Origin of the sequence: Paenibacillus sp. RUD330 (genome assembly GCF_002243345.2) — a bacterium.
Classification (GTDB): Bacteria; Bacillota; Bacilli; order Paenibacillales; family Paenibacillaceae; genus Paenibacillus_O.
This window is the reverse complement of sequence record NZ_CP022655.2, coordinates 4,904,917-4,925,550: the sequence shown is the minus strand read 5'-3', so window position 1 is coordinate 4,925,550 and position 20,634 is coordinate 4,904,917. Positions and strand designations below refer to the sequence as shown.

The 20,634-nt window shown below is 59.9% G+C and carries 17 protein-coding genes; 10 read left to right on the top strand and 7 right to left on the bottom strand.

Annotation, left to right across the window (positions count from 1 at the left end; translation table 11 throughout):
* Positions 1-65 precede the first annotated feature (65 nt).
* Together CIC07_RS22405 and CIC07_RS22400 are read left to right on the top strand one after the other, a co-directional pair.
* Positions 66-734, top strand: coding sequence for a helix-turn-helix transcriptional regulator (locus CIC07_RS22405; RefSeq protein WP_076357880.1), 669 nt, complete (start codon positions 66-68; stop codon positions 732-734).
* A 47-nt stretch (positions 735-781) separates the two neighbouring features.
* Positions 782-1,579, top strand: coding sequence for a pyruvate, water dikinase regulatory protein (locus CIC07_RS22400; protein WP_076358055.1), 798 nt, complete (start codon positions 782-784; stop codon positions 1,577-1,579).
* Positions 1,580-2,755: 1,176 nt separating this feature from the next.
* Here the strand turns inward: CIC07_RS22400 and ilvA are convergent.
* The gene (gene ilvA, locus CIC07_RS22395) at positions 2,756-3,976 is read right to left on the bottom strand and encodes a threonine ammonia-lyase IlvA (RefSeq protein ID WP_234992991.1); all 1,221 of its coding nucleotides are present in this window, start codon (positions 3,974-3,976) and stop codon (positions 2,756-2,758) included.
* Between the two features lie 426 nt (positions 3,977-4,402).
* Between ilvA and CIC07_RS22390 the strand changes: the two genes are divergently transcribed.
* From CIC07_RS22390 to CIC07_RS22380, 3 genes are all read left to right on the top strand, one after another.
* Positions 4,403-4,942 carry a hypothetical protein gene (locus tag CIC07_RS22390; protein ID WP_076357883.1) on the top strand — a complete coding sequence of 180 codons (540 nt, stop codon included), beginning with the start codon at positions 4,403-4,405 and terminating at the stop codon, positions 4,940-4,942.
* A gap of 481 nt (positions 4,943-5,423) precedes the next feature.
* Positions 5,424-6,236 (top strand): hypothetical protein, encoded by an 813-nt coding sequence (locus CIC07_RS22385; RefSeq protein WP_139334435.1) that lies wholly within the window; start codon positions 5,424-5,426, stop codon positions 6,234-6,236.
* Entirely contained in the window at positions 6,233-6,673 is a 441-nt protein-coding gene (locus CIC07_RS22380; protein WP_076357885.1) for a flavodoxin, read from the top strand. The genes CIC07_RS22385 and CIC07_RS22380 overlap by 4 nt, the downstream gene beginning before the upstream one ends.
* 107 nt (positions 6,674-6,780) lie before the next feature.
* Here the strand turns inward: CIC07_RS22380 and CIC07_RS22375 are convergent, their stop codons facing one another.
* Complete coding sequence (locus tag CIC07_RS22375; protein ID WP_139334436.1) at positions 6,781-11,691, bottom strand: endo-1,4-beta-xylanase; 4,911 nt, start codon at positions 11,689-11,691, stop codon at positions 6,781-6,783.
* A 266-nt stretch (positions 11,692-11,957) separates the two neighbouring features.
* Between CIC07_RS22375 and CIC07_RS22370 the strand changes: the two genes are divergently transcribed.
* Both CIC07_RS22370 and CIC07_RS22365 read left to right on the top strand, forming a co-directional pair.
* On the top strand, positions 11,958-12,737 hold the full coding sequence (locus CIC07_RS22370; RefSeq protein WP_076357887.1) for a kanamycin nucleotidyltransferase C-terminal domain-containing protein: 780 nt from the start codon (positions 11,958-11,960) through the stop codon (positions 12,735-12,737).
* Complete coding sequence (locus CIC07_RS22365; RefSeq protein ID WP_076357888.1) at positions 12,734-13,225, top strand: GNAT family N-acetyltransferase; 492 nt, start codon at positions 12,734-12,736, stop codon at positions 13,223-13,225. Before CIC07_RS22370 ends, CIC07_RS22365 begins: the two co-directional genes overlap by 4 nt.
* 10 nt (positions 13,226-13,235) lie before the next feature.
* Here the strand turns inward: CIC07_RS22365 and CIC07_RS22360 are convergent, their stop codons facing one another.
* Together CIC07_RS22360 and CIC07_RS22355 are read right to left on the bottom strand one after the other, a co-directional pair.
* A complete protein-coding gene (locus tag CIC07_RS22360; protein ID WP_076357889.1) occupies positions 13,236-13,652 on the bottom strand; it encodes a DUF2812 domain-containing protein in 417 nt (138 codons plus the stop codon).
* Entirely contained in the window at positions 13,645-13,965 is a 321-nt protein-coding gene (locus CIC07_RS22355) for a PadR family transcriptional regulator (RefSeq protein WP_076357890.1), read from the bottom strand. The genes CIC07_RS22360 and CIC07_RS22355 overlap by 8 nt, the downstream gene beginning before the upstream one ends.
* Positions 13,966-14,363: 398 nt before the next feature.
* On the opposite strand from CIC07_RS22355, the gene CIC07_RS22350 reads away from it, so the two are divergent.
* A complete protein-coding gene (locus CIC07_RS22350) occupies positions 14,364-14,984 on the top strand; it encodes a deoxynucleoside kinase (protein WP_076357891.1) in 621 nt (206 codons plus the stop codon).
* Position 14,985: 1 nt separating this feature from the next.
* A complete protein-coding gene (locus CIC07_RS22345) occupies positions 14,986-15,621 on the top strand; it encodes a deoxynucleoside kinase (protein ID WP_076357892.1) in 636 nt (211 codons plus the stop codon).
* 332 nt (positions 15,622-15,953) lie between these two features.
* Here the strand turns inward: CIC07_RS22345 and CIC07_RS22340 are convergent, their stop codons facing one another.
* Complete coding sequence (locus CIC07_RS22340; RefSeq protein WP_157741968.1) at positions 15,954-16,337, bottom strand: VOC family protein; 384 nt, start codon at positions 16,335-16,337, stop codon at positions 15,954-15,956.
* A gap of 299 nt (positions 16,338-16,636) precedes the next feature.
* Positions 16,637-17,689, bottom strand: a complete 1,053-nt coding sequence (gene rsgA / locus CIC07_RS22335; RefSeq protein ID WP_442953348.1) for a ribosome small subunit-dependent GTPase A — start codon at positions 17,687-17,689, stop codon at positions 16,637-16,639.
* Between the two features lie 876 nt (positions 17,690-18,565).
* Between rsgA and CIC07_RS22330 the strand changes: the two genes are divergently transcribed.
* Positions 18,566-19,864: a serine hydrolase domain-containing protein gene (locus CIC07_RS22330; protein ID WP_076357894.1), complete on the top strand. Its 1,299-nt coding sequence runs from the start codon at positions 18,566-18,568 to the stop codon at positions 19,862-19,864.
* Positions 19,865-20,100: 236 nt separating this feature from the next.
* On the opposite strand, the gene CIC07_RS22325 is transcribed toward CIC07_RS22330, so the two are convergent.
* On the bottom strand, positions 20,101-20,532 hold the full coding sequence (locus CIC07_RS22325) for an SRPBCC family protein (RefSeq protein WP_240923492.1): 432 nt from the start codon (positions 20,530-20,532) through the stop codon (positions 20,101-20,103).
* Positions 20,533-20,634: the final 102 nt, after the last annotated feature.

Here is a 20,634-nt window from a genome sequence, read left to right as displayed (position 1 = left end):
CCTCGGCCAGCCGTCCACGCCTCCCAGTGTGAAAAAATATCGGCATCGGTTACAATGAAAATAGAATGAAGCGAGCGGAGGGAACGGCGATCAAACTATCAACCCGGCAACAGAAAATCGTGGAGACGGTGCGCAGGCGCGCTCCGATCACGGGCGAGCAGATCGCGGAGCTGCTCGGGGTCACCCGTCCGGCGATCCGTTCCGATCTTGGACTGCTCGTCATGCTGGGCCATCTTGACGCCAAGCCCAAGGTAGGGTACTTTCTCGGCGAGGCCGAGGAAAGCCTCTCCCGTCCTGGAACTGCGGCCGACGCTTCGATGCTGCCGGTCCGCGAGGTGATGGGCGTGCCTGTGGCGCTGCGGGAGACGGCGACCGTGAGCGACGCCGTCGTGACGCTCTTTCTGGAGAATGTGGGGAGCCTGACCGTCATCGATGGATCCGGCTGTCTGGCCGGCATTGTCTCGCGGAAGGATCTGCTCAAGGTGGCGCTCGGCAACCCGCAGGCTTCCGCCATGCCGCTCGGATTCGTCATGACGAGGTACCCCAACCTCGTAACGGTGTCGCCCGACGATACCGTCCGTGACGCCATGGGCAAGATGATTGCTTCCGAGATCGACGGCCTGCCCGTCGTCCAGCCGCATGCGGGCGATCCGGCCGACAAGGTCGAGGTCATCGGGAGAATTACGAAAACAACGGTCATGCGGCTATTCTATGAGGCTTCGTCGAGAGGCTGAAGCCCGGCACGGGCGGTTAGGGGGCAGGATGAAGCTTGGAAGATGATATGAAAACGATCATGGTCGCATCCGATTCGGCCGGAGAGACGGCGGAGGCGGTCGCACGGGCCGTGATCAGGCAATTCGAGGCGCAGAAGGTCCGGACGGAGCGCTGGGCGAACATCAAGTCGGAGGATGAGGTCCGGGAGCTGATGGAGCGCGCTGCCGCGACCGGCAGCCTTGTCGTGTATACGCTCGTGCTCCCGGAGCTGCGTGAGATGCTTCGCCAGGAATCCGTCCGGTTGAGCGTGCGCGCGGTGGATGTGATGGGTCCTGCGATGGAAGGATTCGTGCAGGCCTTCGATTCCTTGCCGAAGGGAGAAGCCGGCCTGCACCGGATGGATGAGGCCTACTTCGACCGCGTCGAAGCCGTCGAGTACACGGTCAAGGCCGATGACGGCCAGCATATAGCCGGCTGGAACCAGGCCGATCTCATCCTGCTGGGCGTTTCCCGCACCTCCAAAACTCCGCTCGGCATCTATTTAGCGCATAAAGGCTACAAGGTGGCCAACTATCCGCTTGTGCCGGAGGTGAAGCCACCGGATGAGCTGTTCGAGCTTCCGCGCAGCGTCTTTGTCGGCCTGACGATGGACCCGGAAAAGCTGATCAATATCCGCATCGAGCGCCTCAAGACGATGGGGCTTCCTTCCAGCGTCAGCTATGCGAGCCTCGAGCGGGTGGCGGAGGAGCTGGAGCACGCCCGCAGCCTGTTCCGTCGGCTCGGCTGCCTTGTCGTCGACGTGACGGATCGGGCAATCGAGGAGACGGCCGGCATCATTCTCGATGCGCGCAAGCATCGGATCTAGCCTTAAAGCAATGTCGATGCTGCGGATCCCTTTGTAGACGGATTGAGATTCAGCTTGTGGATATCGGTAAGCCCCCGAAGATAACTTCGGGGGCTTTTGGTTTCCTGCTCGGCCGGAATGAGACGGAGGATCTGCAAGCATAATCCCTTTATGCGAATGGGAATGGTCGAAACAGAGTGGGATTGCGGTAGGGATTACCATTTAGGAGGAGCAGGAGCAGGAGCAGGAGCAGGAGCAGGAGCAGGAGCAGGAGCAGGAGCAGGAGCAGGCGCAGGCGCAGGCGCAGGCGCAGGAGCAGGAGCAGAAGCTGAAGCTGAAGCAGAAGCAGAAGCAGAAGCAGAAGCAGAAGCAGGAACCAGAATCATAGCTAGAGTCATAACTAGAGTGACAGTATCGAGTTGATCGGACATGAGATCCGTTATTTTATTAAATAGCTGGTTTTGCCTGTAGGATCGGACATAGGATCCGTTATTTATATGAATTCTATTTATATAAAGATAATAAATCTGAAATAGCGGAACGTATGTCCGATAAAGTTGGAAATCGAGCCAAAATGCTCGAATAGCGGAACGTATGTCCGATAAGATATAAACATTCATGCGTTTTCATGGAATGAAGCCGGATTCGGTTACCGGCATGGATCGGAGACACGGCAAGCAGAAACACACAAAACCCTATCTTTTATCCTAGGTCCTGCTCGACGGATTCCTTCGCCAAGCGGATCGTTCCCCTGCCGCCTAGGCAGAGATGGCAGTGTGCGAGCTCGGCTCGGAATGGATCCGTTCGCCGTTCAGCGCGATTTCAGGGAAGTCAAAGACCTCTCTTCGCACCAATTCTTATCCAGCTTAATGATGATTTTATTTCCTGTCGAAACATAAAGCTGCGAGAGCCGCCATTCGCCTTCGGTTTCTCCAAATCATGTCCAGCAGGAGAAGCATGAGGCGATAGAGCAGGGCCGAAGCGGCGAAGATCCAGTAGACTCCATGTGTCTCCTACCCGAAGGCGATGGCCGGAAGCAGTCCGGCTGGAATGGGATGAGTCCATTGTGCCGCATCCGCCGCCGCTGCGTCAGGCCCTTCTTTTATAGAACCCCCTCCTCTTCAAGCCCGGGCGGAAAAGAATTCAAAGAAAGCCGAAAAGGCCGCTGCGCAATCGCAGCGGCCCAGTCAAGCAGGCTCAGATGAGCAGATCGAACAGCACCGGATCCTTGTTGAGCTCCATGAACTGGTAGCCTCTGGCGTTCATCCGGCTGACCAGGCTGCCGTAGTCCTCGCGGTTCTTCAGCTCGATGCCGACGAGGGCGGGGCCGTTCTCCTTGTTATGCGTCTTGGTGTACTCGAATCTTACGATGTCGTCGTCCGGACCGAGCACCTCGTCGAGGAATTCGCGCAGGGCGCCGGCGCGCTGCGGGAAGTTGACGGTGAAATAATGCTTGAGTCCCTCGTACATCAGGGAGCGCTCCTTCATCTCCTGCATCCGGTCGACGTCGTTGTTGCCGCCGCTGATGATGCAGACGACCGTCTTGCCCTCGAGCTCGTCCCGGTACATGTCCAGCGCGGCCACAGGCAGCGCGCCGGCCGGCTCGGCGACGATGGCGTTCTCGTTGTACAGGCTCAGCAGCGTCGTGCAGGCCTTGCCTTCCGGCACGAGCACGACATCGTCGAGCAGGTCGCGGCAGATGGCGAAGGTGAGGTCGCCGATCCGCTTGACGGCGGCTCCGTCGACGAACTTGTCGATGGAGTCGAGCGGCGTGACCTGCCCGCTGCGCAGCGAGGCATCCAGGGAAGGCGCGCCCTTGGGCTCGACGCCGATGATGCGCGTGCGCGGCGAGACCGCCTTGATGTAGGAAGCGACTCCGGCCGCCAGTCCGCCGCCTCCGACGGTGACGAAGATGTAGTCCGGCATCGCCTCGGCCGCATCCATGATTTCCTTTCCGACCGTGCCGTTGCCCGCGATGATAGCCCGGTCGTCGAACGGATGGATGAAGGCGGCTCCGGTGCGGGCGCATTCCTTCATCGCTTCGTCATAGGCGTCGTCGTAGGTGTCGCCGGTCAGCACGATCTCGACCTGGTCGCCGCCGAAGAACTGGACCTGCGTCACCTTTTGGCGGGGAGTCGTGCTGGGCATGTAAATCTTTCCGGAGATGCCGAGCGTCTGACAGGAGTAAGCGACGCCTTGGGCGTGGTTGCCCGCGCTGGCGCAGACGACGCCCTTCTCCAGGTCCTGCGGCGGCAGCGTGCGGATGCGGTAGTAGGCCCCGCGGATTTTGAACGAGCGCACGACCTGCAGATCCTCCCGCTTGAGCAGCACGTTGCAGTTGTAACGGCTGGAGAGGACGCGGTTCGGCTGCAGCGGGGTGCGGGTAATGACTTCATTCAGCGTCAGCTGGGCATGCATGATCTCCTCGAGAGGGATGCGTACCGCTTCCTCCTTGGCTTTGCCCGCTTCGGGCAGAGGACCGGGGGACTGGGGCGTGCTGGAATTCATACGCGTTCTCTTCCTTTCCGTTTGGCAAGATGATGGGGGAGGGCTAAAATAAGAAAAAACGTCCCTGTGCGGGACGTGCGTCCTGATCACGTTCGTACGGCTGCCTGTCCGACCCGGGACCGCTTCTGGGAGACGCGTCCTTTCAAGGGGGAACCGGCCGGGAGCGGAGCCTCTGCTGCCGCTTGCAGCGTCGGCGCGGCTTGGCGGCATCCGATGGGTAGTTTTGTTATACTCCCCGTACGAACCTTTGTCAATGGAAGCCAAGCGCTGGCGGGACAGGGCGCAGAAGGCCTGCGCACAATAAAACGGTTTCGGCCGAACGGAGGTGCATCCGAGATGCGCAAAATCATAGGGGGATTCATTGTTTCGCTGCTGGTCGTGGCGCTGCTGGCGGGAGGAGCGGCGATCTGGTACGTCAGGCCGGCGGAGAAGCTGACGCTGGACCACTCTCCGCTGGACTTCAGAAGCAAGGCCGCCGAGATGATCCAATCCGGCAAAGCCGAGGTGTTTCTCTCCCAGGAGGACATCACCAATCTGGTCCGCGCCCAGCTCGCGGAAAACCCGCAGGTCAGACCAGAGCTGAGAATCGAGGGCGTGCGGATACAACTCGACGGAGAGCGCATGGCTGCGGATATAAGCGCCAAGTACAAAAGCCTGCTGACGGTAGGCGCCAAAGCGAGCTACAAGCTGGAATGGAGAAGTCCCGATCTCATCCTTACTCCGCAGTCGCTTTCCATCCGTTCACTGGAGCTGCCGGAGACGATGCTGGACGAAATCGTCATCCCGGTAGGCAGCCAGCTGCCGCCCCTTGTCGGCATCCGCTCCGTAACATTCCGGGATCATGGCGCCGCTGTCGGGCTGAAGCTTCAGCTCTAAGCCGCCGCGGCCCAGTAATGTCAGGGGCTTGAACACATTTGCCCTTTTTATATGGGGACGGGACGGCTGGTTTTACTGGCAATCGGCGTAGCTCAACAGATTTGCGTACCTGGTCTGGTTTGCGTACCGTTTTGGGTACCTGTGGGGCTTGAGTCTCAGGCTTGAGTCTCAGGCTTGACTCTCTGGCTCGACTCTCTCGCTTTTACTTTCTTGCCTTTAGCCGTATCGCCGTCAACGGCGGCACGGCTTTTTTGCATGGGCGGGAAAGGAGTTCATTTTCAAATTGACATCATAATTGAGAATGGTTATCATACAATTAATGATATTGAGAATCATTATCAAATATTGAGGCGCTTTGGTTATCTGCTGACGCAGATCAGATACATATTTCCACAGGCTTGAGAACGGAAGGCAGGGGCAGAGCTGCATGCATCGAGAGGCGCATCATCGGGCGGGAAGAAAAGGCTTGAAGGAGGAAACGATGGAAAATCAGACCGGAACTCAGAGCGGGCCGCTGTCCTGCTCGTCGGTGCTCGCAGGAAGCCGATGCCTGTACGCCGCGGCGATGGGCGGAGCCATCTATGGAAAGCACGGGCAATCGGAATGGGAACTGATCAGCGCGCCGGAGGAGCCGCATGCCGTCGTGAACCGCTTGGTCATGGCGGGGGAGACGCTGTATGCCTGCACAAGCCGCGGGCTGATGACCTATGACGGAGCCGAATGGGATCAGGAGGAGCTGGAGCTGCCCTGCTACCAGTTCCGGGCGTCCGCGGGCTGCCTGTATGCCTGCACCTCCCAAGGGCTGTGGTGCTCGCATGGCGCTTCCTGGGGAGCGGCCGCCAAAAACGACCGCAAGGTGTACGATCTGCTCAATGTCCCCCAATATCTCATCCTCGGCTGCGAGAGCGGAATCGCGCTGTACGACCGGATGAGCGCGGAATGGATGGAATTCGATCTCGGCACCGGCGTGACCAGCCTGGCCGTCTATTACGGCCAGCTGGTGGGAGCAAGCGAGCACGGGGAGCTGGTCGTCGGCAATCGCAAGGGCGGTTTCGACCGTTACCGCTACAAGGGCCTGTTCCTCTTCTCCGTCGTCGTGAAGGGAGGGCAGCTGCTGGCCTGCACCGACCGGGGCTTGTATCGGATCAGCTGGCTCGGGGGCTGCCTCACGATGGTATCGGTCCGCTCCGGGGGACCGGTCGCCGATGTGGACATCAGGGATGGCAGAGTGTACTTGGCTACGCTGTATGACGGCATCCAACAATTGGAAGAGCTGCCGGGAGGGAAAGCATGAGCAAGGTGATCGTGATATGCTGCAGCATGACGGGCAATACGGAAGAGATGGCGGAGGAGATCGCCGCCGGCGTTCGCGAAGCGGGAATCGAGCCGGTCATCCGGGATATCATGGATGCGAAGGCGTCCGAGCTGGAGGAATACGACGCGATCCTGATCGGAGCGTATACATGGGGAGACGGCGAGCTGCCCGATGAATTCCTGGATTTCTATGACGAGCTTGATGGCGTGGAGCTGCAGGGCAAGCTCGCGGCGGTGTTCGGCTCAGGAGACACCTCCTATCCGATCTATTGCGGAGCGGTGGACCTGATCGAGGAGAAGCTGAAGGAACGCGGCGCGCAGATATCCTCTCCCGGCCTCAAGGTCGAATTCAATCCTTCGGAAGAGGAGAAGGAGCTGTGCCGGGCCATCGGGCGTGCGATGGCTTCTGCGACCTGATCTATCCTCAACGATTCATGCGGCGACCCAGACCCAAAAATCCCCTTCGCGGGCTGCGAAGGGGATTCTTGTCTTTAATGAACAGAGTTTTTCGGAGGGTTAATCCTTCACGCCATGAATCCATACAAGCCGAAGATCATGACGGCTGCCTGAGCGCGCGTGGCGGAGCTTGAAGGAGCGAAGCGTCCGTCCTCCATGCCTTGCACGATGCCGGCTTGCCGGAGGGCGGCGACCGCTTCGGCCGCATAACCGGCGATCGAGGAGCTGTCGAGGAACGCTCCGGCGGCGGCAGCGCCCTTCAGCTCGATGCCTGCCTTGCCGGCGGCACGGTAAAGCATCGCGGCCATCTCCTGGCGGCTGATCGCCTCGTTCACGCCGAAGGTACCGTCCGGCCTTCCGGAGACGATGCCCAGCTGCTGCGCCGAAGCGAGCGCTCCGGCGTACCAGGCGCCGGCCTCGGCGTCGGCGAAGCTGCTGGAGCCGTCGGCGCGGCCGTTCATGCTGAGCGCATTCATCAGCATCTGGATGAATTCCGCTCTCGTCACGTCGGCGCCGGGGGCGAACGTTCCCGGCTTCATGCCGCTGACGATGCCTCTGGCTTCCAGCGCGGCGACGGCATCCTGGGCCCATGGCACGCGGACGAGATCGCCGAAGGCGGAGGCGTGAAGAACGGCCGCGTAGATGCCGAAGCGCTGCGGCTTGAAGGTTACTCCGCCTGCGGCCGCCGAATACCTGGAGCTTGCTGCCGGTGCCAGCGAACCGTTGTCCGCCGCCTGGAAAGCGACGGCTTGGGAAGGCTTGCTTCCTGCCTTCAACGCATACGGGATGGTGATGGCTGCAAGGCCCTTCGTATCTGTGACGGCGGCGCCGTTCAGGCTGAGGCCGATGCTGACCAGCGGCTGTCCGGCGAGCAGGGCACGGGCGCCTTCGGTCAGCGAGCCGGAGTCCGTCAAGGCGACGGCAAGCTCCAGCGTTCCGGATGCGGATGCCGGCATCATCGAGGCATCCAGTGCAACGGAAGCAAGGCCGGCATCCAGCACGAGAGAGCGCACGCGCCCTGCCGCATCCTGCAGCGGTCCGACAGGCAGCTGGATGACGATTTTCTTGAGGCCGGAGCCGGACTCGGCTTTGACCGTCACGACAGCTCCTTCAGCCGAGTCGGCGGCTTTGGCCAGATCGGCTACCGACACCGACAGGACGGCCGTCCCGCTTGCATCCGGCACCGTCTTGAACGTGATGACGCTGCCGGTCACGGCTGGAGCCGGAGTCGGCGAAGGCAGCACCGTCGGAATCCATGCCGGATCCGGAGTCCTGTCCGGCGACGGAGACGGGCTTGGAGCCGCCGTTGGCTCCGGCGAAGCGCTCGGGCCCGCCGAAGGATCCGGCGAAGCGGACGGACTCGGCTGCGGCGACGGGCTTGGTTCGCCGCCTTCATCCGAAGCGCCGAGCACAAGCACGCCGAACTTCGATGTGTTCTGGTAGGACAGGCCGCTCGGGTCGCTCCAGTTCACGACGCTTGCGCGGGTGCCGAGACCCGTCTGGTCGTCGTTCACCTGAAGATCGAAGCCGATGAGGTCTCCGGCCTTCGCCTGAATCGAATCGAGCGAGATCGCCGCTTCCACGATGTAGCCGTCGTCGACGATGCGGGTCGCCGTTTTGAAGTTGTCCGGCGAAGCCGCGCCGTTATAGCTGCGCTCGTTGTCGAAATTCACCCTGTACTGGCCGTCGTCGGCTTCATAGATCGGCGTCTTGCCGTTGTTCGGATCGACGAAGATCTCGACCGAATCCTGCTGGTACGCATCCGCGCTCTTCTTGCTCAGCAGCGGGTCCTTCACATGGGCATAGACGTACAGGTGGCCGTCATCCCACATCGTGCGGAAGCGGGCGGTCGCTCCGGAGGTTCCTTGCACCCAGACGCCGGTCTCCAGCTCCTCGGCATCGGCCCAGGCGACATCCTCGTCTCCGTCGACGACAGGAGTGCCCCGAACGGAGCCGGCTACCTTGAGTTCCCCGGCCAGCGTAATGATGCCGTATTTGGACGTATCGGAGTCCTGGCTGTGCGAGGCGTCGTTCCAGGACAAAGCCTGGCCGGAATCGGAATCCGTGAACCGGATATCGAATCCGAGCTTTTTCCCCGCAGCCGCCGCCTCCAGTGGTATGGCCGCTTCCACGGCATACCCGCTGCCGTCCTTCTTCTCGACGACCCGGTAATCGACGCCTGCCGCCGCGGACTGGCCGCGGGTCAGCGTGTAGTGCTTGTCGTCCGGCTGATAAGCCGGCGTCTTGCCGTTGTTGCCGTCGATGTACAGCTCGAGCTTATCCGCCGGATTCACCGATGCGTCCCGGACTTCTCCATACAGATACAGATGGCTGTCATCCCATAGAGTGCGGAAGGAGGCTCCCCACGAAGCATCCCCGGCTTCGACCGGAGTCGGAGAGACCGCACGCCACAGCGTTTCGGCGCTGCCGTCTATGACAGGGACGCCCTTGGACACTTCCTTGGTCTGGATCAGAGCCGGGAGCCTGGAAGGATCCACGATGCCCCAGTAGGCGGGCTTCGCCTGCAGCTGCGCATCGAACAGCAGCGGGAAGTCGGCGCGCTCGGGCTTGCTCAGCCACGTATGGTCGTCGCCGATGCCCCAGAGCGTGACGTTGGTCAGGCGGCCTTCTGTCTTCTCCTTCCTGAAGGCCTCGAAAATCTCCTTGTACTGATGCCCTTGCTTGTCGAGGGCGCTTTGCGGCGGAGTCGTGTACTTGTCGGAGCTGTTCGCGTAGATGCTCATGTCCAGCTCCGTCACCTGATTGTCGACTCCGAGGCCGGCGAACATTTTCATCGTCTGCTCGATGATCGCGCCGGACGGGCCTGTGACGTTGATATGCATCTGATGGCCGACGCCGTCGACCGGGATGCCGCGCTGCTTCAGATCGGCGACCAGATTGTACAGATACTTGCGCTTGGTCGCCTCCGTCGTGCTGTAATCGTTGATGTACAGCTTGGTGCCGGCCGGAGCGTACTTGCGGGCGTACTCGAACGCCTTGTCGATGTAGTCCTTGCCGAGAATCAGGAACCACTTGCTGCGGCGGAAGCCGTCCGGCTGCGACTCGTCGATGACCTCGTTGACGACGTCGTAGACATAGATCTTATCGCCGAAATGCTCCACGACATTTTTGATGTGGTTTTCCAGCCTTTGGAGCAGGAGAGCCTTGTTCTCCGGAGTCGGCGCCATGTCGCCCCCTGAGGCGTCCTTGAACACCCAATCCGGAACCTGCTGGTGCCAGAGCAGCGTATGGCCGCGGACAAGCATGCCGTTCGATCGCGCAAAGTCCACGATCTTGTCCGCCTGCTCGAACGTGAAGCCGCCTTCCGTCGGTTCGACCGAATCCCATTTCATCGCGTTTTCCGCGACGATGCTGTTGAAATGCTTCTTCAGCATGTCCGCATGGAGGCCGGTCGTCTGCGAAGGCTCGATGGCGGCTCCGATCGGGAAGTAATCGGCCAGAACTTCATGCAGCGACGGAATGTCGGTCTGGATCGGCAGCTGCGGCGGGGCAGACGTCGAGGACAGCGAGAAATCGTCGATGTAGAAGGAGGACATGCCCGCGTTCGTCTCCACATACAGAACGAGGAAATCGAACGGCTCGCTCAGCGTATATTCGCCTGTCAGCCGCACCCACGGGCCGTCCGTCACTTCTGTATTGCCCACGAGAGTACGGTAGTTCGTCGTGCTTCCGGACTTCACCGCGAGGCTGACTCTAGCCTGGGCGGCAGGCTCGCCGGAAGCCAGCTTCATCCATACCGACACATTGTACTTGGAACCGGTCTTCATATGTCCGGTCACGTCGATGGCGGGGCCGCTGTAGGTAGCCGTGCGTCCGGCCGTCAGCAGGCTGGAGCTTCCGCCATGCTTCTCCGTGGATACGACCGACAGCGTTTCGGTGCCCAATCGTCCTTGCCAGCCCTGGGTTGTTCCGTCCTCGAAGCCGGCCGAGAGGGCAGGCGGCTCCCCGTAAGGAGGATTGCCGCCGCCTGCGGAAGGAGCGGGAAGCAGCATGTCGACGGAGACGTCGTCCACATAATAAGAGGCGTTCGCCGAATCGCTCTCGATATAGAACATGAGGGCGGGATCGGCAGGTTTGTAGACGCCCGTCAGCTGGACCCAGTCCGCATCGCCGACGATCGCCGCAGCCCCGATCCCTTCATACCCGGCGCTGCCTCCGGCAGGGGTATGCTTCATGGACATCTTCAGGCTGGAGCTTCCCGCCTTCTGCTTGACCCAGACGCTGATGCGGTAGGTCGCCCCGGTCTCCAGGTAGGACATGTCGGCGCTCGGTCCGTTCCATGTCGCGGTCCGGCCGTCCGACAGCAGGGAATAGCTGCCTCCGTGGGCGGCTTCCGCGACGCTCGAGGCCGTGCCGCTGCCGCTGGCCGTCCAGCCCTGGGCCGATCCGTCCTCAAAGCCGTACCGCTGCAGCGTCGATTGCTTGAACACCATGAAGTCGTCGAGGTAGACGTCGCTGCCGGCAGGAGCTCCCTCTACGTACAGCGTAAGCCCGGATGCGCCGGCAGGCGGCGAATAGTCGCCCTGCAGCGTGGTCCAGCCGGCATCCGATGCCGGCACCGGATCCAGCACCTGCACATAGCTGTCCGTGCTGCCGCTTTCCTTCATGGTGAATTTCATGCTTCCCGCGCCGCTGCCGAGCTTGACCTTGGCGGAGATCGTATACGGCTGTCCTGCTTCCATCAGGCCGGCGGCGCTGATGGAGGGGCTGCAGCCTGCCGTATCCCGCCCGGTCAGGCGCAGAGAGCGGGTGCCGGAGCTGTAGACGGCATCGCTGATGGAGACCTGGGCGGCTGCTCCGCAGTTGAACGTCGTCCACCCTCCTGCGGTTCCTTGCTCGAAATCCTGGAACAAGCCGGCCGGCGCATTGGCGTAGGCGCGGCTGCCCGCAGCGCCTGCGGATGTCAAGGCGCCGAAAGCGAGCAGCATGGACAAGATGGCTGACAGAGATCTTCTCACTGGAATCCTCCTTGGCTTTCAAAATTGAATGAAAACGCTTACTAATTTTAGGATACCGAGGCCGGCCTCCGTGCGGCACCCATCAAACTATAGAATGTACTGCAATAACTATAGGGTGTGGGGAGGTTCCAGTCCTGCACTATCGGGAAGGGAGAAGGGGCGAGCGAATCGTTTGTCGAATTAGCAAGAAACGAATGCAAGAAACAAACGCAAGAAACGAACGCAAGAAACGATACCGGGTCTGTCCGTTCAGGGAGGTTGAAGCGATGCTGCCTTATCCGGCTGCGACTTCAAGGGAAGATAAATGGAATTTCATCCATCAGGTGAAAGAAGAGGTCCTGCAGCGGGACGGCGGAAGCGTATTGGCGGTCGGCGTTTACGGCTCGCTGGCCCGCGGGAGCGACGGACCCTATTCGGATATTGAGATCCGGATTCTGACGCCGGACGGCGTCGAACTCCCCGGACAGGAGGAGATCATTCTTCCTTTCAAGCTGGAGATCGGAGCGATGCAGCGAACGGCCTGGCTGAAGGGAGCTGCCTCCGTGGACGAGAGCTGGGCGGTCAAGGCGGGCTCTTACGCCGATGTGGTCGCCCTTCACGATCCGGGGCGTCTCTTTGCGGAAGCCAAGCTCGCTGTCGGAAGCGCTCCCGACTCCGCCTTCCGCGAGGTGATGAGGGAGTTCATGGTTTGGGAGCCCTATGAGACAATGGGGAAAATCCGCAACGCCGTCTCCGCCGGGGACGGGGCGTATGCGCGCCGAGCGGCTTACGACCTCTCCTGGCAGGCGGCCAAGCTGATCGGGCTGGCCAACCGCCGTTATTTCACGACGAGGGCCAGCAGCTTCGAGGAGGCTTCGGCGATGCCCTCGCGTCCGGACGGTTTCCTGGAGCTGGCGGCCATGGCCATGGACGGCGACCTGCGGAATGTCCATGAGGTCCATGCCCGCTGCGAGCGGTTGTGGACCGGCTTGAACGAATGGTTCCATGCCATGGGCATCGATTACCGATCGGAGACATTCCGGTGGAAGGGGGCGAACGGCGCATGATCATGGCTCCGGTCGAAGAGCGGCATCTGCCGCAAGTGCTCCAGACTTACAACCACTATGTCCTTAATACGACGATCTCGTTCCATACCGAAGCGCTGAGCCTGGAAGAAATGCGCGCCAATGTCATGGGCGGCGATCCGCGCTACCGGACCTATGTCATCGAAGAAGAGGGGTGTTATGCCGGCTACGCTCTGCTGACCCGGCACAAAAACAAGCAGGCTTACGATACGACAGCCGAAATCACGATTTATTTGGACCCGGACCGCCGGGGCAAAGGGACGGGCACCCGGGCCGCAGCTTCACTGGAGGAGAAGGCGGCCGAGCTCGGCTTCCATGCGCTGGTGGCGACCGTCTGCACGGAGAACGAGCGCAGCATCGCCCTGTTCGAGCGTATCGGCTACGAAAAATGCGCGCATTTCAAGCAGGTGGGCCGCAAGTTCGGCCGCTGGCTCGATATCTCGAGCTACCAGAAGATCATCGGATCCTGACGAGCCAAGCTCACCGGAGGAAGCGTTTCTTGAGGTTCTTGTTTACGGCAAGCAGGCGCAGGATCGCATATGCGCCCGCTCCGAATAACGGCACATAGACAAGCAGCAGCAAGGGATGGGACCGGAACAGCCAGCTGTTGCCTCCGATCAGCGGGAGCTGGACGAGCATCAGGATGGAGAATAAGGCGGCCAGGTTTTTATTGCGCTGAATCAGGGTGTCCGTATCGGAATAAATCTGCGGGCGCTCGCCCGAGTACGCTTTTTGCCAGATGAACCAGCCTCCGCTGCGGTAGACGGATTTCCAGCCGAAATCCTCGAAGATGGCCAGATAACTCGGATCATTCTTGGGCTGGTCCTCCAGCCAGTCCTCGATGATCTCCGGCTTCCAGGCCGACCACCATTTGACGACTTGCCTGATCTCATCCATTCAGCCGGTCACCTGCTTTCTTGGCATTGTGGTACAGCTCGCCGATCCGGTCGATTTCCTTGCCTAGAACGGCTTTGCCCGCATCCGTTATCCGGTACAGCTTGCGGCGCTCCTCCTCGGCCACGGCCGCGATCAGGCCGTCCTTATCCATGCGCGACAAGCTGCCGTAGATTGTTCCGGCTCCCAGGCGGATCCTGCCGCCGGTCAGCTCCTCGACATGCTGCATGATGCCGTATCCGTGCCGAACCTCGAGCAGGGAAAGCAGAGTGTAGAAGGCCGTCTCGGACATCGGCGAATACGAATCGTATCCCATGAATCACCATCATCCTGTTCTCGGAATCCGTTTTATTGACTCTCGCTATATCGTTCTGTGTTATATCGTATGATGATATAAGGGATCGAGCTTGCTATATCACGCTGCGATATAGAGGGCAAGATGAGATCGTCTATATGTTGACGGGCAGACAAGCGCCGGGATGGAAAGGCGGGAGCCTGACTCTGTCCGATTGGTCTCAAGCCAGCCCAAGCGGCAATAATTTTCGTTCCGGACGGGTTCTCCTCCGCCTCCGCAGCAGATATAATGAGGAAGTCTGTTTTTGTCGGAACATGACGCGCTTGCGATGATTCCGTGCATAGATGCAGGACATCCAATCCGCATGAGCAGCTGTTGGGCTTGTGCATCGACCGTAATCAAGGGGGATATAAGCAACGATGAAACGCGCACCGTATATAGCCGTCGAAGGCCCGATCGGAGCCGGCAAGACGACGCTCGCCACGATGCTGGCCGAAGAATGGCAGCTTCCGCTGGTCAAGGAAATCGTGGAGGAGAATCCGTTCCTGGACAAGTTCTATCAGGATATGGACGATTGGAGCTTCCAGCTGGAGATGTTCTTCCTCTGCAACCGCTACAAGCAGCTGGAGGACACCGTCATTCCCCGCCTGAACGAAGGGCTGCCGGTCATCGCGGATTACCATATCTACAAGAACCTGATTTTCAGCGAGCGCACGCTGAAAGGAATCAAGAGGGACAAGTACCGCCACATCTACCATGTGCTGACGGACGATCTGCCCAAGCCGGACGTCATTCTGTACATCCGGGCAGACCTGGACGTGCTGCTTGCGAGAATCGCGAAGCGGGGCCGTTCGTTCGAGGAGGAGATGTCCTCCGATTATCTGCAGCAGCTGATCCTCGATTACGATACGGCCATGGCTTCCCTGGCCGAGCGCGAGCCGGATACAGCCATCATACCGATCGACGGCAATACGGTCGACTTTGTCGCCGACCGCGGGCAATTCGACGAGATCGTCGCCCGTTTAAAGGAGCACTTATAAAATGAATCCATTCGGCATTCCCGAGAACGCTGTCATTACCGTTGCCGGCACCGTCGGGGTCGGCAAATCGACGCTGACCTCCGCCCTGGCGAGAAGCCTCGGCTTCCGCACGTCGCTGGAGCAGGTCGATTTCAACCCTTATCTGGACAAGTTCTACCATGACTTCGAGAGATGGAGCTTCCATCTGCAGATCTACTTCCTGGCCGAGCGCTTCAAGGAGCAGAAGAAGATGTTCGAGATGGGCGGCGGCTTCGTGCAGGACCGCTCCATCTACGAGGACACCGGCATCTTCGCCAAGATGCACGCCGATCAAGGCACGATGTCCCCGACCGATTATCAGACTTATACGAGCCTTTACGAGGCGATGGTGATGACGCCGTACTTCCCTCACCCGGATGTGCTGATCTACATCGAAGGCAGCCTTCCGTCCATTCTGGCGCGGATCGCGGAGCGGGGCCGGGAGATGGAGATCCAGACCGACGTATCGTACTGGGAGCATATGCATGCCCGCTACGCCAAGTGGATCGGCGAGTTCAGCGCCTGTCCGGTGCTCCGGCTGAACATCGACGAATACGATGTGAACGACGAGGCTTCCACGCAGGAGATCCTGACGCGGGTGGCGCGGATCATCGGCTGACGGACGCTTGCTGCTGCAAGGACGGGACAGTCAGTATGCGGGTTGAACCCATCCAAGGCTGTGGAGCGAGATGGAGAAATAAAGCTTGAAGAGTGCATGACAGTGTCGAGAAAGTGCATGATAGGATGCATGACGAAAAAAGCTGTTCCAAAAGCCGAAGTCCGGCGTAGGAACAGCTTTTTTGGCTTGCCGCCGATGTCCGAAGCCTGACCGCCCAAAGCCGGTCTCATCGCCAGAGGCGGGGAAAGGAGAGCTGGCCGGCAAGCGGTCCAGCCCGATGCGTGCTCGTGGCTGCGCTCAAGGTCCTGCTTAAAGCTTGCTCAGGGCTGTGCTCAGAGCCCTGCGTTCAGCTCGATCAAATTGCCGGCCGGATCGCGGAGGTAAGCGACCCGATGTCCCCATTCGGGGGTGTCATGCGGCTCTTTGACAAACTCGATCTTCTTGTCCCTCAGCTCTCTGTATGCCGCGTCGACATCGTCCACCTTGAGGATGACGGCCATCCGGTCGCTCGCGCAAAATTCATGCGTGCGGTCCATCGCCGCCAGCCCGTCGCCGGTGAGCGGCGGTTCCAGCGCGAGGCGGATGTCCCCCGTGAGGAACTCGGCATAAGGGGTATCTTCGGTGCCGTGTAGCACCTGGAGACCCAGAATGTCCCGGTAGAACAAAAAGCTGTCCCGGACACTGGGCACGAACAGGCGTATATGGGAGATTTTCAAGACATTCCCTCCGCGTGCTTTCATATTCCTGCCTGCAGTTGCTTCGGCTTCATCGGCGCCGAGCTTCATGAGGCAAGTACGATCAGAATACCACGACATCGGGGGGACCGTTTCTTACGGATCGCTATGCTCCAAATCGAGGCAGGCCGGACGAAGAGCCTCACGGCGAAGAAGGCGTTGCTGGGCGCGAGGCCGACAGCAGCGTCAATGGTGTACTTTTGGCGAGAGCCAGCGCTCGGCGTCATGCGCTTCATTTGGCGAAAGTAAGTACGACAGCGTCATTCCTCCCTTGGCGCCGGTCAATCCCATTCGCTGGTCGCTTTCTTGGCGCTGCGGCGCTCCTGCTTGTTGCGCAGCCGGTTCTCGGCGGGCGTGATCGTCTTGCGCGCGGCGGACTGCTCCTTGCGGGCGACACGGGCGAGCTCGCGTCCAGTTTTCAAATAGTTTTCATACCGTCCGGCATCCAGCGTGCCGTCGGCAAGCGCCGACTTCACGGCGCACCCCTGCTCGCGCTTGCTATGGGTGCAGTCGGTGTAGCGGCAGCGGGAGGCAAGCTCCTCGATATCGGAGAAGGCGCCTGCATGGCCGTCGGGAGAGCCTTCGCTGTCCCACAGCTGCAGCTCGCGCATGCCGGGGGTATCCATCAGCAGCGCGCCGCCGGGGAGCCGGAACAGCTCTCGGTGAGTCGTCGTATGCCGTCCCCGGTCGTCTCCGCCTCTGACGCCCTGCACGCGCTGCTCCTCGCTTCCGGCGAGCCAGTTGAGCAGCGTGGACTTGCCGACGCCGGAGGAGCCGGCAACTGCGATTGTCGCTCCCGGCCGCATGTACGGCCGGAGCTGTTCCAGGCCCTCATTCTCCTGCGCGCTGACGGCGTGGACCGGCACGCCGGGAGCGGCGTCCTCGACCTGCCGCACCAGATCATCGGGATCGTCGGCGAGATCGGCCTTGGTGAGCAGGACGACCGGCGTCGAGCCGCTTTCCCAGGCCGCCACCAGATACCGCTCGATGCGGCGCAGATTGAAGTCGTGGTTCATCGCCGTCGTGAGGAACAGATAGTCCATGTTGGCTGCGACGACCTGTCCGTCCTGCACCTGCCCGGCTTCCTTGCGGATCAGCGCGGAGCTCCGCTCGAGCAGGGCATGGATGCTGGCGCGGGAGCTGTCGCCGGGCTTCGGCACGGAGGCCAGCACCCAGTCGCCGACCGCGGGGTAGTCGGTCTTGCGGGAAGCGTCGAACGAATAGCGCCCGGTCACTTCAGCCAGATGCTCGCCGGATTCGGCGGCCAGCCGGTATAGGTGGGAGAACTGGGCGACGATGCGGGCGGGCTCCAGGCCGGCGATGCCTGTCTGCATTCGAGCCGCCTCCAGCCGTTCCTGCCAGGAGCCGTTCCAGCCGTAGCTGCGGAGCCCATGGCCTTCAACCGGATCATTCGTTTCGGTTGGTTCATTCCATTCACTTGGTTTCAGGTTCAAATCAGATTCCTCTTTTCGTGGGTTAGGGTCCGTTTCTGTCCAGGTTTCATTCCGGTTGTTCATCTCGTCAGGCTCGTTTGTATTCAAGGTCAAGGCGGGTTCCTCTTTTCGTGGGTTGGATGGAAAAAGCAAAAAGCCCGCAGCGAACATGCGGGCTTGCCTTGTCAGGCATGGCACCGCGGGCCAAGATGGCATGCGGGCCTATAGCAGGCCCGCGATCTCTGGATCCCGCGGGCATAAAAAAACCGCAGGAGACCAATGGTCTCCTGCGGCGCCGACGATCGACGCCCGCCTCTGCCGTCATGGCAGAAGCGGGCTGCGGATCAGAATCGGCTTGCTCCGTCAGGGACCGGCGTCGGGACAATCAGCGTGTAAGTCGCGTATGCAGTCGTCATTTGACATCGGCCTCCTCTGTTGAAAATAAGTGGCTTTAGCATAGCCTATTTGGGTCATTTTTATCAAGGGCGAGAACAAATAAAGGCGAATTGCACCTGCAGCCGGGCTAGGGGCTCGCGCGGCGTCGGCTGTTGGATAACGATCCGAGGCATTCGGAAATCCCAGCCGCGAACCAGCCAACCTCAAACCAGTCAGCCGCGAACCGGATTGCCGCAATCCATTCTCTACCTGTTTTCTACCCGCCATCGCGGCCGGAATCCGTATAAAATGAAGCCAATACGGAAGGGCGTGAATCCATTGGCATGACTCATCGATGTTCCTGACTCTCAATAAAACCGAATATGAACGGGAGGATTCATCATGAGCCGAAATGATTTCGACATGGAGCGCCTGGACGCTTTGCTGGCCGGCTTCGCGGCACAGGAGCCGCTGCCCGGCCTTGCGGTGGGCATCGTTGCCGCAGATGGAGTTTTTACCCGCGGATACGGAGTCCGCGATGCCGGTACGGGCGAGCCCGTGGACGAGCACACTCTTTTTCACCTGGCATCGGTATCCAAGCCCCTGGTGGCTACGGCCGTCATGCAGCTGGCGGAGCAAGGCCGATTGAATCTGGACGCTCCCGCGAGCGACTACGTCCCTTACTTCAAGCTTGCCGACGGCCGGGAGCGCGAGGCGACGATCCGCGACCTGCTCAGCCATACCTCCGGAATGCCCGACGAGGACGACTTCCAGTGGGACCGGCCGGAGGATGACGAGGGCAGTCTGGAGCGGTATATCCGCGGCCTCGCCGCACGCAGCCTGGACCGGAATCCCGGGGAGGAGCATGCATACAGCAATATCGGTTTCGAGCTGCTGGGAGACGTCATCGCCAAGGTCAGCGGAATGTCCTTCGAAGCGTACATGCAGGAGCATGTGCTGCGGCCTGCGGGGATGGAAGAAAGCACGTTCCTACTGGCGGAGGTGCCGTCGGCACAGCTGGCGGCACCGCATATTCTCGGAGCTCCCGAAGGACGCTACGGACCTCAGAAAAGCCTTGTTTTTCCTTATCACAGGGCGCATGGACCGAGCTCGACCTTGTATATGAACGCGGTGGACAGCTGCCGGCTCATGCTGGCTTATCTGAAGCCGGAGCAGGCGGCAGAGGGAAAGAGGCTGCTTGAGGAAGGCAGCCAAGGGGAGATGTGGACCACCCGGGCCGACATAGGCTATGGAGATTGGATGGATGGAATCGCCCTCGGCTGGTTCACGGGCTCGTACCGCGGACGCAGAGCCGTATCCCATACCGGACAAGATACCGGCTTCCGCAGTTATCTGGTGCTCTTGCCGGAGGCAGGCTTCGGCGTCACCCTCATGATGAACGACGATTATGTCGGTCTCAAGGTGCTGATGAAAGGCATTCTGGACCTGCTGCTAGGTGAGGGGACCGGCGAAGTCCAGCGCAATCTGGCCCATCATTTGACCGGCATCGCCTTGTCCGGCGGGATCGATGCGGCATGGGAGGAGTACCAGAAGATTCTTGATGAAGGATTGGAACGGTATGCCGTCTCGGCCGACGATTTCAAGTATATCGCCCAACCGCTGGAGGAGAACGGGTATGCCGGCGAAGCGCTGAAAGCACTCGAGCTCGGCCGCCGCCTTAGTTCGCCAAAGACTTCTTGATGAATAATGGATCAAATGGATCAATTACTTACAGCGGGCAACAGTGCTAATGCGGGCTGTAATGGGCAGTAAAGGATCCTTTCTCTGATTTGACGGGTCTTTCGGATACGATTAAGCTTTGGATCGCTTCTGAACAAGCAATCCCTGCTCTTTCAAGGAGAGCAGGGATTTTCACATGAATGGAAGTTGTCGGGATCATGTGTTCAGTCGGCCCGTCCGCGTTTTCAATATGCGATCTAAAACTTCCTTTTTTGATACGGAAGACCCTCGCCTTCTTCGCAGTACTGTTTGAGGCTGTACAAAAAAATAGCCCAGTTATAATTGCATAAACGATAAAACGAGGTCACTTCCTTCCAATTCATCTGCCGAAAAAGGATTGAAGTTCTCCCGTTTTTTTCCTCCATGTCAAAAGAAATAACCGTACCTATCCATTCCGGATCTGAATCTACGCATGTCCACAAAATCTTTTTATCGGGAACAAGCTCATCAACCCGCATCTTCGTTATGCCTTTTCCGCCGAATAGGAACTCATTTATCCCACCGATCTGATCATTGACGATCAGTTCATTTGTCCATATTTCTGAAAGTCCTTTTGCCGTGGTCAAAGCTTCATATACCGTTGAAGCCGGAACGTTCACCGTCTGCAAGTGCTCGATATTTGCCATCATACTCGTCCCCTTTAAGGTTTAAATTATGAAAGTACATATCTGATTTTAGTTATACCACGGTATTGTGGATGTGGTTTCTTCTCGATCGCTATGAAAGGCTGC